This is a genomic window from Rhodospirillales bacterium, assembly GCA_016699855.1.
Lineage (GTDB): Bacteria > Pseudomonadota > Alphaproteobacteria > Reyranellales > Reyranellaceae.
Map to the genome: position 1 here is coordinate 3,609,674 of CP064988.1, position 13,171 is coordinate 3,622,844.

The 13,171-nt window shown below is 70.3% G+C and carries 9 protein-coding genes; 5 read left to right on the plus strand and 4 right to left on the minus strand.

Annotated features, from left to right (window positions below; all coding sequences use genetic code 11):
- Window positions 1-9: 9 nt before the first annotated feature.
- The 3 genes from IPK81_16990 to IPK81_17000 all read left to right on the plus strand — a co-directional run bounded on the left by IPK81_16990 (window position 10) and on the right by IPK81_17000 (window position 3,052).
- Complete coding sequence (locus tag IPK81_16990; protein QQS11268.1) at window positions 10-1,056, plus strand: TRAP transporter substrate-binding protein; 1,047 nt, start codon at window positions 10-12, stop codon at window positions 1,054-1,056.
- Between the two features lie 97 nt (window positions 1,057-1,153).
- Window positions 1,154-1,759 (plus strand): TRAP transporter small permease, encoded by a 606-nt coding sequence (locus IPK81_16995; protein ID QQS11269.1) that lies wholly within the window; start codon window positions 1,154-1,156, stop codon window positions 1,757-1,759.
- A 3-nt stretch (window positions 1,760-1,762) separates the two neighbouring features.
- The gene (locus IPK81_17000; protein ID QQS11270.1) at window positions 1,763-3,052 is read left to right on the plus strand and encodes a TRAP transporter large permease; all 1,290 of its coding nucleotides are present in this window, start codon (window positions 1,763-1,765) and stop codon (window positions 3,050-3,052) included.
- Here IPK81_17000 and IPK81_17005 read toward each other — a convergent pair.
- Together IPK81_17005 and IPK81_17010 are read right to left on the minus strand one after the other, a co-directional pair.
- Entirely contained in the window at window positions 3,039-6,992 is a 3,954-nt protein-coding gene (locus IPK81_17005) for an AAA family ATPase (GenBank protein ID QQS15157.1), read from the minus strand. The two genes, IPK81_17000 and IPK81_17005, sit on opposite strands and share 14 nt — an antisense overlap.
- Before the next feature lie 52 nt (window positions 6,993-7,044).
- Window positions 7,045-7,728 (minus strand): DsbA family protein, encoded by a 684-nt coding sequence (locus tag IPK81_17010; protein QQS11271.1) that lies wholly within the window; start codon window positions 7,726-7,728, stop codon window positions 7,045-7,047.
- A gap of 363 nt (window positions 7,729-8,091) precedes the next feature.
- Here IPK81_17010 and IPK81_17015 point away from each other — a divergent pair, with 363 nt between their 5' ends.
- Entirely contained in the window at window positions 8,092-8,859 is a 768-nt protein-coding gene (locus IPK81_17015; protein QQS11272.1) for an ATP-binding cassette domain-containing protein, read from the plus strand.
- Window positions 8,860-10,537: 1,678 nt separating this feature from the next.
- The gene (locus IPK81_17020) at window positions 10,538-11,005 is read left to right on the plus strand and encodes a hypothetical protein (protein QQS11273.1); all 468 of its coding nucleotides are present in this window, start codon (window positions 10,538-10,540) and stop codon (window positions 11,003-11,005) included.
- A gap of 143 nt (window positions 11,006-11,148) precedes the next feature.
- On the opposite strand, the gene IPK81_17025 is transcribed toward IPK81_17020, so the two are convergent.
- Entirely contained in the window at window positions 11,149-11,502 is a 354-nt protein-coding gene (locus IPK81_17025; protein ID QQS11274.1) for a hypothetical protein, read from the minus strand.
- 377 nt (window positions 11,503-11,879) lie between these two features.
- A complete protein-coding gene (gene mutY, locus IPK81_17030) occupies window positions 11,880-12,971 on the minus strand; it encodes an A/G-specific adenine glycosylase (GenBank protein QQS11275.1) in 1,092 nt (363 codons plus the stop codon).
- Window positions 12,972-13,171: the final 200 nt, after the last annotated feature.

A 13,171-nucleotide genomic window follows, 5' to 3' on the forward strand; every position in this document is an offset into this window, starting at 1 on the left:
GAGACGGATATGCGGAGACTAGGCGTTCTCGCCGCCGCCGCGGCGTTCGCGCTGGCGGGCGCGGCATCGGCGCAGACGGTCGACAAGAAGCAGTTCAACGTCGTCGGCACGTGGGGTTTCCTCACCAATTGGCAGCAGCTCGAGGGTCCGTTCTGGAAGGACCATCTTCCGAAGGCCTCCGGCGGCAACATCACGGCCAACGCCAAGTCGCTGACCGAGGTGAACCTCAATGGCAACGAGATGCTGCGCCTGCTGAAGCAGGGCGTGTTCGACTTCGTCGCGGCGCTGCCGATCTACGTCGACGACGGCGCCGCGGTGGTCGAGGCGGTCGACATCGCCGGCGTCGCCAAGGACTTCCCGATGGCGCGCAAGATCACCGAGGCCTGGCTGCCGGAGATGCAGAAGGTCATGGCGGAGAAGCACGGCGCCACGATCCTCGCGATGTTCCCGTTCCCGCAGCAGGTGTTCTACTGCCGCGGCGAGGTGAAGGGCATCGCCGACCTCAAGGGCAAGAAGGTCCGCGTCCAGGGCACCTCGCAGGGCGATTTCGTCACCGCCGTCGGCGGCTCGCCCGTCACGATCGCGTTCGGCGAGGTCGTGCCGGCGCTCGAGAAGGGCGTCGCCGACTGCGGCATCACCGGCACCATGCCGGGCTACAAGGCCAAGTGGCACGAGGTCACGCAGAGCATGTTCGTGCTGCCGGTCGGCTACACGATCGGCTTCTGGGCGGTCAGCAACAACACTTGGAGCAAGCTCTCCAAGCCGACCCAGGACTTCCTGCGCAAGGAGTTCGCCGACCTCGAGGCGCGGTCGTGGAAGGCGATCGAGGCCGAGAACGACGAGGGCATCGCCTGCAACACCGGCGGGACCTGCTCTGCAGGACCGGCCGCCAAGATGAAGCTGGTCAAGCCGTCGGACGCCGACGTCGCGGCGCGCGAGAAGGCGCTCAACGAGGTCGTGCTGGCGCGCTGGGCCAAGCGCTGCGGCGACGCCTGCGCCGCCCGCTGGAACGAGCTCGTCGGCAAGCCGTACGGCCTCGCCGCCAAGGCGAACTGATCCCGGACCCGGACGCCCCGCGCGCGGCGCGGGGCGTCCGGACGTCGGCGCCGGCCGACACGGGCGCCGGATGGGCAATCGCGCGGAGCTGGAAGCCATGGAGAAGGTGTGGAGCGCGACGGCCGCGGTCGCGCGCGCCGCGGCGTGGGCCGGCGGCGCGATGCTGCTCGCGGCGGCGGCGATCGTCTCGACCGAGGTGGTGCTGCGCAAGATCCTGACGGTCACGTTCACGGGCTCCGACGAGCTCGCGTCGTACCTGTTCGCGGTCGGCACGAGCTGGGCGCTGGCGCATGTGCTGGTCACGCGCGGCCACGTCCGCATCGACGCCCTCTATCTGCGGTTCGGACCCCGCGCGCGCGCGGCGCTCGACCTCGTGTCGCTGCTGGCGCTGGCGCTGTTCGTCGCGTTCCTCACCGAGCGCGCATGGAACCTGGCGTTCACCAGCCTGTTCGAGTGGATACGACCGAACACGTCGCTGCGCGTGCCGCTGGCGATCCCGCAGCTGGCATGGCTCGCGGGCTTCCTGTTCTTCCTGTTCACGCTCGCCGTCGCGATCCTGCGGGTGTTCGCCGGGCTGGCGCGCGGCGACCTCGGCGCGGTCGCCGCGATCGCCGGCGCCTCGAGCCAGGACGAGGAGATCGAGAGCGAGCTGCGCGGCCTGGGCATCGCGCCGCCGGCCGCCGGCGACGGCGGGAGGAAGTAGCCGATGCTAGCGACCGCGCTGCTGACCCTGATCGTCCTGCTCGCGCTCAGCGTGCCCATCGCCGCGACGCTGGGCGTCCTCGGCCTGGTGATGGAGCGCTTCTACGCCTCGATGCCGCTGCGCCTCGCGATGGGCGAGATCGTGTGGACGGCGAGCGTCGAGTACATCCTCATCGCCATCCCGCTGTTCGTCATGCTGGGCGAGATCCTGCTGCGGGCCGGCATCGCGACCCGCGTCTACGCCGCCATCGCGCAGTGGCTGTCGTGGCTGCCGGGCGGGCTGATGCACGCCAACATCGGCTCCTGCGCGCTGTTCGCCGCCACGTCGGGCTCCAGCGTCGCCACCGCGGCGACGATCGGCACCGTCGCGATCCCCGAGATCCGCAAGCGCGGCTACGACGAGCCGTTGTTCCTCGGCACGCTGGCCGCCGGTGGCACGCTCGGCATCCTCATTCCGCCGTCGATCAACTTCATCCTCTATGGATTGCTGACCAACACCTCCGTGCCGCGGCTGTACCTCGCCGGCATGATCCCGGGGATGCTGCTCGCGGGCCTCTTCATGGCGGTGGTCCTCGTCTACTGCGCCTTCGACCGCCGCCGCGGCGGCGTGCCGATCGAGACCAGCTGGGGCGCGCGCCTGCGCACGCTGCCCGACCTGATCCCGCCGTTCCTGATCTTCCTCGTGGTGGTCGGATCGATCTACGCCGGCGTCGCGACGCCCACCGAGGCGGCGTCGCTCGGCGTCATCGCCGCGCTGATGCTGGCCGCGTGGGAGCGCAGGCTGACCTGGGCGATGCTGCGCGCGGTGTTCGAGGGCACCATGCGCACGACCGCGATGATCATGCTGATCATCGTGGCGGCGCAGTTCCTGAACTTCGTGCTGGCCGCCATCGGCGTCACCGACGGCGTGGCGGAGTGGGTGACGAATCTCGGGCTCGGCGCGCTCGGCACGATGCTGCTGATCGTCGTCTTCTACCTCGTGCTGGGATGCTTCATGGAGACGATCTCCATGATGATCCTGACGACGCCGCTGGTCGCGCCGATCGTGTTCAAGCTCGGCTACGATCCGATCTGGTGGGGCGTCGTGCTGACGGTGCTGATCGAGGCGGCGCTGATCACGCCGCCGGTCGGCCTCAACCTCTACGTCGTGCAGGGCATGCGCGAGCGCGGCGCCATCGGCGACGTGATCAAAGGCGCGCTGCCGTTCGTCGCCGCCATGCTGGCCCTGATCGCCGCGCTGCTCGCCGTCCCCGGCTTGGCGCTATGGTTGCCGACGCTGATCATGGGGAAGTGACGGGCGTCCACCAAGCGCTGTTCGGGAAGGTGGCCGCCGCGCGCCGATGGCGCGACGTGGACCCTATGCCGCCACCGCCGTCTCCAGGACGCGCTCCGCCCGCTCCAGATCGACCGACACCAGAGTCGATACGCCGCGCTCCATCATGGTGACGCCGTAGAGCCGGTCCATCTTGGCCATGGTCACGCGGTGGTGGGTGATGATCAGGAAGCGGGTGTCGGCGCGGCCGGCGATGTCGCGCACCAGCTCGCAGTAGCGCTCGACGTTGGCGTCGTCGAGCGGCGCGTCGACCTCGTCCAGCACGCAGATCGGCGCCGGGTTGGTCATGAACACCGCGAACAGCAGCGCCAGCGCCGTGAGCGCCTGCTCGCCGCCCGACAGCAGCGACATCACCTGCAGCTTCTTGCCCGGCGGCGAGGCCACGATCTCCAGCCCGGCCTCGAGCGGATCCTCGGATTCCGTCAGCCGCAGCTCGGCGCGGCCGCCGCCGAACAGCTGCGTGAACAGCGTCTGGAAGTGCTTGTTGACGTTCTCGAAGGCGGCGAGGAAGCGCTCGCGGCCCTCGCGGTTGAGGCTGCCGATGCCCTGCCGCAGGCGGCCGATGGCGGCCGTCAGGTCGTCGCGCTCGCCGGTCATGGCGACGATCTGCTGGTCGAGCTCGTTGGCCTCCTCCTCGGCGCGGAGGTTCACCGCGCCCATGCCGTCGCGCTCGGCGACGAGGCGTTCGAGGCGGCGTTCGGCCTGCTCGATCTCCGGCAGCTCGTCCAGGGAGTCGACCTCGGCCGCTTGCAGGACGGCGTCCGGCGCCACGCGCAGGCGCTCGGCGATGCGCTCGACCACGGCGGCGCGGTCGCGGCCGGCCTGTTCGGACAGCCCCTCGCGGCGCACCCGGTTCTCGCGCGCGGCGGCCAGCTCGGCCTCCATCTGGCGCACCGCCTTGTCGGCGGCCGCCAGCCGGCTCTCGCCCTCGGCCAGCCGGTCGGCGGCGGCCGAACGGCCGGTCTCGGCGGCGGCGATCTCGACCGCCAGCCCGTCGCGCTGCTCCTGCAGGCGCGCCGGCCGGGCGTCGAGCTCGGCGAGCTGGGCCTCGACGGCGCTCCGGCGCGCGTCGAGGGCGGCGATCTGGCGCTCGGCGTCCTCCAGCCGGGTCCGCCAGCCGGCGCCGTCGACGCCGATCTGCTCCAGCCGGCGGGCGCGGAACTCCGCGTCGCGGGCCAGCGAATCGCAGGCCGACTGGCGCTCGACCAGATCGGCGCGCAGCTCGGCCAGCCGGGCGCGCAGCGCGGCGGCGGCGGCGCGGTCGGCCGACGGATCGGCGATCCACGAGCGGCGCGCCTCGCGGAACGTGCGCTGCGTCTCGGCGTCGGCGATCTCCGCCGCCAGCCGGGCGGCGGCGTCGTCCAGCGCCGCCAGCCGCGAGGTCAGCGCCGCGTGCTGGCGCGCCACCTCGGCGGCCCGGTCGCGGGCGCGGGCGAAATCGCCGTCGCGCTCGGCCACGAGGCGGCGGGCGGCGGCCTCGGCGTCGCGCGTCGCGGCGCGCGCGGCCTCGTCCTCGGCGCGGGCGCGGGCGACGGTGTCGCGCTCCTCGGCCCGGGCGCGCTCGACGACCAGGCGCTCGGCGGCGCGGGCGCGCTCGACGCTCTCGCGCTCGGCGGCGCGGGCGGAGGCGACCAGCGCCGCGCCGGACTCGACGGCGCGCGCGACCACCAGCTTCTCGGCGCCGCTGGCGGCCTCGACGGCGGCACGCGCCGCCAGATGGCGCGTCTCGATGGCGGCGAGCTCGGCCTGGGCGGCGTCGAGCTGGCCGCGCAGCTCGGCGAGCTTGTTGCGCTGGCTCAACCGCGTCGCGGCGGCGGTCGGCGCGCCGGCCTTCACGGTGAAACCGTCCCAGCGCCACACCGCGCCGTCGCGGGTGACGATCTGCTGCCCCGGCCGCAGCCCCTCGTGCAGGCGCGCGCCGGTCTCCTCGTCGGCCACGATGCCGACGAAGGCCAGCCGCCGCGCCAGCTCGGCCGGCGCCTTCACGTACGCGGCCAGCGGCTCGACGCCGTCCGGCAGCGCCGGGATCTCCGCCAGCGGCGGCAGGGTCTGCCAGTAGAGCGGCGCGCCCCGGTCGTAGCTGGCCTCCAGCTCGTCGCCGAACGCCGCGCCCAGCGCCTTCTCGTAGCCGGCCTCGACGGCCAGCGCGTCGATCAGCGGCGGCCACAGGCTGTCGGCGGCGGCGCGCAGCGCGGCGGCGATGCCGCTCTCCTCGGCCTTCAACCGCGTGACACGGCCGGACGCCTTCTGGACAAGGGTCGGCGATTTTGGCGGCCACGTTCTCCGCCGCCAGCCGCTCGGCGGCGCGCGCCCGCTCGGTCTCCTGCCGGTCGGTCTCGGCCCGCGCCATCGCCGCGCGGACGGCCTCGGCGGCCTCGGCCTGGGCGGCGCGGACCGCCTCGGCGGCCTCGCTCTGGACGGCGCGCGCGGTCTCGGCGGCCTGCGTCTGGGCGGCGCGGGCGCTCTCGATCGCGGTCCGCTCGGCGGCGCGGGCGGCCTCGACCGAGGCGTTGGCCTCGTCGCGGGCGCGGTCCAGCGCGGCGCGCGCGTCGACGGCCGCGGCTTCGACCCCGGCCAGATCGGGCAGCGCCGAAAGCTGGGAGCCGATGTCGCGGCGTTGCGTCTCGGCCTCGTCGCGGCGCGCCACCAGCCGGATCAGCCGGCCGTTCAGCTCGGCGATCTCGCGCTGGACGCTGGCGAGCAGCGCCTCGTCGTCGGCGATCTGCCGCGTCAGACGGTCGAGCTCGGCCTCGGCGGCGTGGCTGGCGTCGCGCGCCGCGTCGCGCGCGGCCAGCGCCGCGGCGTGGCGCTCGTCGTGGCCGGCGCCGTCGGCCTCGAGCCGCGCGCGCTCCGCCTCCAGCTCGGCCAGCGCCGCGCCGGCGTCGCCGCGCCGGCCGCCCTCGCGGGTGGCGTCGGCCTCGATCTGCGCCAGCCGCGCGCGGCCGTCGTCGCGCGCCGCCTCGACGCGGGTCAGCCTCCTCGCCCAGGGTCTCGTGCGCGACGCGCAGCCGCTGCAGCTTGCCGCCGCCTCGGCCTCGGCCATGCGCAGCGCCGGCAGTCCCGACGCCGCGTCGCTCTGCGCCGTCGTGGCGATGCCGACCAGCCGCGTCAGATCGACCACGGCGGCCTCGGCCTCCCTCAACCGCTCGCCGGCCTCGGCCATCTCGCGGTCGGCCGCCGCCAGCCGCAGCGCCAGGACAGCCGCCTCGGCGCGGCGGATGTGGTCGCTCAGATTGCGGTAGCGGGTGGCCTGGCGGGCCTGGCGCTTGAGCTGCTTGTGCTGCTCCTCCAGCGCCGCCAGCACGTCCTGCACGCGCAGCAGGTTGGCCTCGGCGGCGCGCAGGCGCAGCTCGGCCTCGTGGCGGCGCGCGTACAGGCCGGTGATGCCGGCGGCCTCGTCGATCACCGAGCGGCGGTCGGTCGGCTTGGCGTTGATGATGGCGCCGATGCGGCCCTGGCTGACCAGCGCCGTCGAGCGCGCGCCCGAGGCGGCGTCGGCGAACATGGTCTGCACGTCGCGGGCGCGGCTCTCGCGGCCGTTGACCTTGTAGAGCGAGCCGTGGCCGCGCTCGATGCGCCGGACCACGTCGATCTCGTCGCCGTCGTTGAACGCCGCCGGCGCCGTGCGCGTGTGGTTGTCCAGCCGCAGCGTCACCTCGGCGATGTTGCGCGCCGGCCGCTGGCCGGTGCCGCCGAAGATCACGTCCTCCATCTCCGAGCCGCGCATCTGCTTGGCCGAGGTCTCGCCCATGACCCATTTCAGGGCCTCGACCAGGTTCGACTTGCCGCAGCCGTTGGGCCCGACGATGCCGGTCAGGCCGGGCTCGATCGCCAGCTCCGTCGGATCGACGAACGATTTGAAGCCGGACAGGCGGAGCTTGTTGAACTGCACGGCTACCACTCGCTGGTTGGAGGAACCCGCCGGCCGCCGCTGGGGACGGCCGGCCGGAACGCTACTTGATGAGTTTCGACAGGATCTCGTCGAGCTCGGCCATCGTGCGGCCGCCGGTCAGACGCTGGCCGTTGACGAACAGCGTCGGCGTCGAGTTGACGCCCAGCTTGTCGCCGCCTTGGCGCTCCAGCAGGATCGCGTCGAGCACCTTCTGGTCGGCGAGGCAGGTCTTGGCCGCGTCCTCCGGCAGGCCGGCGATGCGCAGCGACTTCACCAGCTCGGCGATCGGATCCTTGGCGGCGGCCCACTGCGCCTGGCCGCGGAAGATCATGTCGACGATCGCGAAATAGCGCTCGTTGCCGACGCATTCCGCGAGCTGGGCGGCGCGCGCCGCGACCTCGTCGAGCGGGAAGTCGCGGTACACGAAGCGCACCTTGCCGGTGTCGACGTATTTCTTCTTCAGCTCCGGCAGCACCGTGGTGTGGAACGACGCGCAATGGCCGCAGGTCATCGAGGCGTACTCGACGATCGTGACGGCGGCGTCGGCCGGCCCCATGGCGTGGTCGGTGGCCGTGATCTGGAGCTCCGGCGGCAGGGCGGCGGGCGCCGCCGGCGCGGCCGTGCCGGCGCCTGGCGCGGGGGCGCTCTGGGCCGACGGCGAGCCGGGCTTGGTGGCGAGATAGACGCCGCCGACGACCGCCGCGATGGCGACCGCGCCGGCGATGACGATGGAGATATTGCGCATGGCGCTCCCTTCAACCCCCACATCTTGGGAGTTCGGCCTGTGGACAGTCAATCGACGCGGACAGGATTCGACCCGTTCGTGATCCGTTCGCCCGCCGCGTCGGCCGCGCGGACGCGGCCTGTGGGCGGATGGATCGCGGCGAGGACACGCCGCGACCCTACCGCGGCGATAACGGTCGGCGAAGATGCCGTTTTTGTGTTCGATGGCGCGTGGGGCCGGGTGGGCCGTCGCGGCGCGCCGTCGCCGCGATGGCGGCGCGGAAGGTGGCGGCTTGTGGGACGGGGTAGGCCGCTTGCAAGCGGCCCATGCGGTCCACCGCCGCCGATGGTCGCGGAACACGGCCAACCCGTCTCATAAGACGGCATGACGCGCCTGCGTGGACGGCGACACCGTCTCCCCCGGACGAACCATCCGTCTTCGCCGAAAAAACCGGAGCCACCACGCGCCGCGTTGGCCCGCGTCTTGCGCGGGGCGATTCCCGCCGCCCCGTCCAACGGCACGAGCCAGATGCACCCTTTGGGGTCAGGCCTGCAAAACGGCAAATTTGGCCGCCGCGCTTGCCGGCCCGACGGGCCGTCGATAGCGTTCGCCGATCCACGGCCGGGGAGGCCGCCTGTGTTCCACGCGCCCGCCGCCGCGTCGCCGCCCGCCGGTCTAGACCCCGCGCTGATCGACCCGGCGTGGCTGCGGCGGCAGGTCGGGGTGGTGCCGCGGGAGTCGGTGCTGTTCAACCGATCCGTCCGGGACAACATCGCGCTGGCGGACCGCACGGTGTCGATGGACCGGATCGTGAAGGCGGCGACCATGGCCGGGGCGCACGAGTTCATCCTTCAGATGCCGGAGGGCTACGACACGCAGATCGAGGAGCGGGGGATGAACCTCTCCGGCGGCCAGAGGCAGCGGATCGCCATCGCGCGGGCGCTGTTGATGGACCCACGCATCCTGATCTTCGACGAGGCTACGAGCGCGCTGGACGCGGAGACGGAGGCGGTCGTGCAGGACAACATGGCGGAGATAGTCAAGGGGCGGACGGTGATCATAGTTGCGCACCGGAAGTCCGCGCTAAAGAATTGCTCAATCACTATAGATATCTCACATGGTCAAGCGCACGTCCGAAGACGCGGCCTCTAGAAATAGCCTACCTTCATCTGACATTGCCACCACCAAAGTGTGAGCCCATGTCATACGACGAAATACTCGCGAGGTATCGACTTAGCTACAAAATAATTATTATTGCGCCGATCATATTTTGGGTAAGCGCTTACATAGGCTTATCCATATATTTCTACCTATTTAATTTCGCGTCTAGCCGCGTTCATATTCTCGATCCAACAGCACAGGTTTTCAAATGCTTTTATTACATGTGGCTGGGCTTTGGCGCACTTTGGAGCGTAGCTAACTTGATTTTGTGGAATTCACATAGCTGGCTCTACCGTGACTTTTGCCTGGAGCGCTTCCGAGCGATACGCCCGTCTCGCTGGGCTACAGTAGTGGGCTATCCGGTATTGCTCTTCGGAGTAGGTGCGCTTGAGCCGGATTTCCGAATCTACTGGCAGCTGTCTTTTCATGGATTTATTTATGTGTTTGCTATGATCTTTGTAAGTGCACACACTGCGTACTACTTTCACGTAGCTATAGTAGCTTTGCTCTTTCCTAAACAACCTGCCAGCTAGCGTTGTTTAGCCGCAATATAAGCTTAGGAGGGCGCGATGTGGGTGAAGGTCAAAAGTACCACAACGGTAGCGCTCGACCGAGACCAGTTTCGTCGGTCACTTAATATTGCGGCTTTCAATCCCTTCGCGAATTCGACAATTGTGAGGGGGTCAGGCCTGCAAAACGGCAAATTTTCCGGCCGACCTCCCGATGAGCAGCCGATTTGCAGGATTGACCCCAACACAATCACGCGATGTCGAAGCGAGTTGTTGAGGGACAGGTAGCAGCGGTGCGTGGCATGGGGAAAAGAACCGCGGCTCTCGTCGCCCTGGCAGCCATTTGGAGCTATCGGCTGGTGCTCTCCGCCGCGTTCGGCTTCGTACTTCTAGCCGGAGCAGTTCTCGCGAGCGTTTCCATCCGTAGCTCGCTGAGCAACGGGTCTCCTGAGGAGTCCCCAGGCGAGGCGTTCTGCAATCTCGCTTCGTGGGTGAGAGCACCCAATAGTTTTGGCGTTCAACAACGGATCGCTCGTGCGATAAGATCAGAGGGTGCAAGCGGCTCGCGGAGCTACGATTTTTCAGGGCTATCGAAGGAGTGGTCCCATATCTGCCTGACGTCGGTCGACAGTGGCGAATTGACTTTCTCGGAGCCGGCGAGACCGCACGTTCCACCCTTTGAGTTGAAGCGTGATGTTTGCTGGGGGTGGTCGGCGGCGTTTCTGACCGTATTGGCGATCAATCAGGAAGGCCGTGCCGTACCTGTGAAGTGGCGGTTGGGCGGCTTTGATGTGGGCACGCCTATCCAGACGGACTACTCCGCGCTCCCCAGGTCATCGGGGTCGTTCCGGCAGTGCGCGCCAGTGGCGCAAGCCAAAGCTTCGTGCGTCACATTCCCATCAAGTAAGGAAGGTGGATGCTTCCTGCTTTTCCCTCTGTAGCGGTAACGGGGTCAAACGTAGCGGGGTCAGGCCTGCAAAGCGGCAAGGTTTCCGGTCGATCTCTCGGTGAAAATGCCGTTTTGCAGGCCTGACCCCAGACGCTTCAGGCCTGACCCCAGACGCTGACGCCGTGGCACTTCCGGCATCGTCCGTCCGTGCCTATCATCGGCCACCACATGCGCACGGTGACACGCGCCGCCATTTCCGGGAGAGCCCACGATGACGACCAAACCCACCTACCTCGGCCTGCTCAACGCGATCAGCGTCGCCGAGACCAAGGCGGCGCGCTACTTCGACGCTTGGGTCGCGCTGACCGACGATCCCGAGGTGCGCGCCGTCGTCAAGCTGGTGGCGGTGCGCGAGGCCGAGCACGGGCTGGCGTTCGAGAAGCGCGTCGTCGAGCTGGGCTACACGCTGATCGACCGGCCCGATCCCAAGGCCGACGCCAAGCTGGCCTACGTCTCGAATCCCAAGATCGGCGACCTCGACCGGCTGGAGTATCTCGGCTACGGCGCGCCGCGCGAGGACGATCCGTTCGGCGACTTCATGAAGGACCGCACCATCGACATCGAGACCGGCGCGCTGATGGGCCGCTACATCGCCGAGGAGCGCGACACCATCCGCCGCCTCTGCGCGCTGGCGCAGTCGCTGAAGGCGCGCAAGGGCAAGCGGAAGAAGGCGGCTTAGGCTGGAGGGGAAGCGCACGCGGGCGGCGTCGCGCATCCTGTCATCCCGAGCGTAGCGAGGGATCCAGGGACCGAGCCTAGATCCCTCGCTACGCTCGGGATGACAGAGGAGGGCGGCGCCGCGCCGCGGTCACGTCGTTCGCCTCAATCGCCGTCGTCGTCGTCCAGCTCGGCGTGGAAGCGGTGCAGGAACAGGTGCACCCAGGGCGAGGCGATGACGCCACACACGCCCACGAACAGCAGGCCGCTGAACAGCGCGTAGCCCGCGGCGAACAGTTTGCCGCCGGTCGTCGACAACTGGTCGACCGGCCCCATGCCGCCGAGGATCATGGCGGCGTTGAGCAGGGCGTCGATCCACGGCAGACCGGCGATCAGATGGTAGCCAAGAACGCCGATGCCCAGCGCGGCGCCGAGCGCGCCGAAGCCGAGCACGAGCGCGCGCCGCATGCGCGCCGCCCAGACGACGGGATCGTGGCCGCGTTGCGCTTGCGTCGCCATGGTCGAATCTCCTTTGTTGTCAGGACCGCCGCCGACGGCGTCGCGGCCGAGTTCACTCCACGATTGCGATGCGACGCGGCCCCCTCACCTAACCTCTCCCCCGGTGGGGGCGAGGAACATGAGCGTCTTCCTCCTTTCCGCCAACGGGTTTGTCTCCCTCTCCGCCGCGTAGCGGGGAGAGGGAAGGGCCCATGCGAAGCATGGGAAGGGTGAGGTGGTCGTCGTATCGGTGGCCACATCGATCGATGAAGTGAACTGCGCCGATATCGAGTGTCGGTGACGCCACCGCCACCCACCTCACCCTTCCCGCGCTACGCGCGGGCCCCTTCCCTCTCCCCCCGCAAGCGGGCGGAGAGGGAGAAAGCGCCCACGCTCCGCTACTGCCGTGTCTCAAGGCGCTGCCCGGCGCGGCCGTGGGCGATGGCTTTTTTCATCAGGGTGGGCAGCGCCATCGCGGCGAGCCGGTCGGGCGGGCACCAGATCAAATCGCCGGCCGCGGCCGTCATCCGTGTCGTCGGCGCGTGCGCGGCGGCGATGGTCAGCTCGAGCGTGAAATGCGTGAAGACGTGGCGCACCGTCCCCGGCAGCACGCGCCACTTCGCGCGCAGCGGCGCCTCGGCCAGCGCGGCGTCGGCGTCGAACGCCCCCTCGCGCCACGGGCCGGTGGGGATCTCCATCATGCCGCAGAGCAATCCCTTGGCCGGACGCTGGCGCAACGCGATGGCGCCGTCCCTGGCGGTCAGCAGGAACGCCATGCCGCGCCGCGTCGGCCGCGCCGCCTTGGCGCGGCGCCCGGGCAGCGCGTCGACCAGGCCGAGCCTCCGCGCGGCGCAGATGTCGACCAGCGGGCACACCACGCAGCGCGGCGCGCGGGGCACGCACACCGTGGCGCCGAGATCCATCAGCGCCTGCGCGTAGTCGCCGGCGCGTCGCGCGGGCACCAGCGCGGCGGCCAGCGCCGTCAGCGCCGGCTTGGCGTCGGGCAGCGGCGTCTCCAGCGCGTGCAGTCGCGCCATGACGCGCTCGACGTTGCCGTCGACGGCGTTGGCCGGCCGGTCGAAGGCGATCGCGGCGATGGCGGCTGATGTGTAGGGGCCGATGCCGGGCAGGGCGCGCAACGCGTCGTCGTCGTCGGGGAAGAGTCCGGCGTGGCGGTCGACCACGGCGCGGGCGCCGGCGTGCAGGTTGCGCGCGCGGGCGTAGTAGCCCAGCCCCTGCCAGGCGTGCAGCACGTCGTCGAGGGCCGCGGCGGCGAGATCGCCGACCGTCGGCCACCTGCGCGTGAATTCAGCGAAGTAGGGGCCGACTGTCGCCACGGTCGTCTGCTGCAGCATGATCTCGCTGAGCCAGACGCGGTACGGCTCGGTGCGCCCTCCGGCCGGCGCGCGCCACGGCAGCGCGCGGCGGTGCCGGTCGTACCACGCCAGCACGCGGGCCGCATGATCGGCGGCATCCGGGCGCGCGCGCACGCGCGGCCGCGAACGCGGCGCCGGCCGCCGCCACGCGGGCGTCGTCGGTGGTCGTCCTGCGCGCCATCGCGGCAGTGTAGTCGGTCTTGACCATCCGCCTAAATCCCTCTCCGCCCGCTTGCGGCCTATCGGATTCACACATCCAAGATAGCGGCCGAACGCCCTCTCCGCCGCGCAGCGGGGGAGAGGGAGCAACCATT

Coding starts and splice junctions, on each gene's coding strand:
- IPK81_17025 (QQS11274.1), bottom strand. CDS start 11,502: ATGGCGACGCAAGCGCAACGCGGCCACGATCCCGTCGTCTGGGCGGCG.
- IPK81_16995 (QQS11269.1), top strand. CDS start 1,154: ATGGAGAAGGTGTGGAGCGCGACGGCCGCGGTCGCGCGCGCCGCGGCG.
- IPK81_17020 (QQS11273.1), top strand. CDS start 10,538: ATGACGACCAAACCCACCTACCTCGGCCTGCTCAACGCGATCAGCGTC.
- IPK81_17000 (QQS11270.1), top strand. CDS start 1,763: ATGCTAGCGACCGCGCTGCTGACCCTGATCGTCCTGCTCGCGCTCAGC.
- IPK81_17015 (QQS11272.1), top strand. CDS start 8,092: ATGACGCGCCTGCGTGGACGGCGACACCGTCTCCCCCGGACGAACCAT.
- IPK81_17010 (QQS11271.1), bottom strand. CDS start 7,728: ATGCGCAATATCTCCATCGTCATCGCCGGCGCGGTCGCCATCGCGGCG.
- IPK81_16990 (QQS11268.1), top strand. CDS start 10: ATGCGGAGACTAGGCGTTCTCGCCGCCGCCGCGGCGTTCGCGCTGGCG.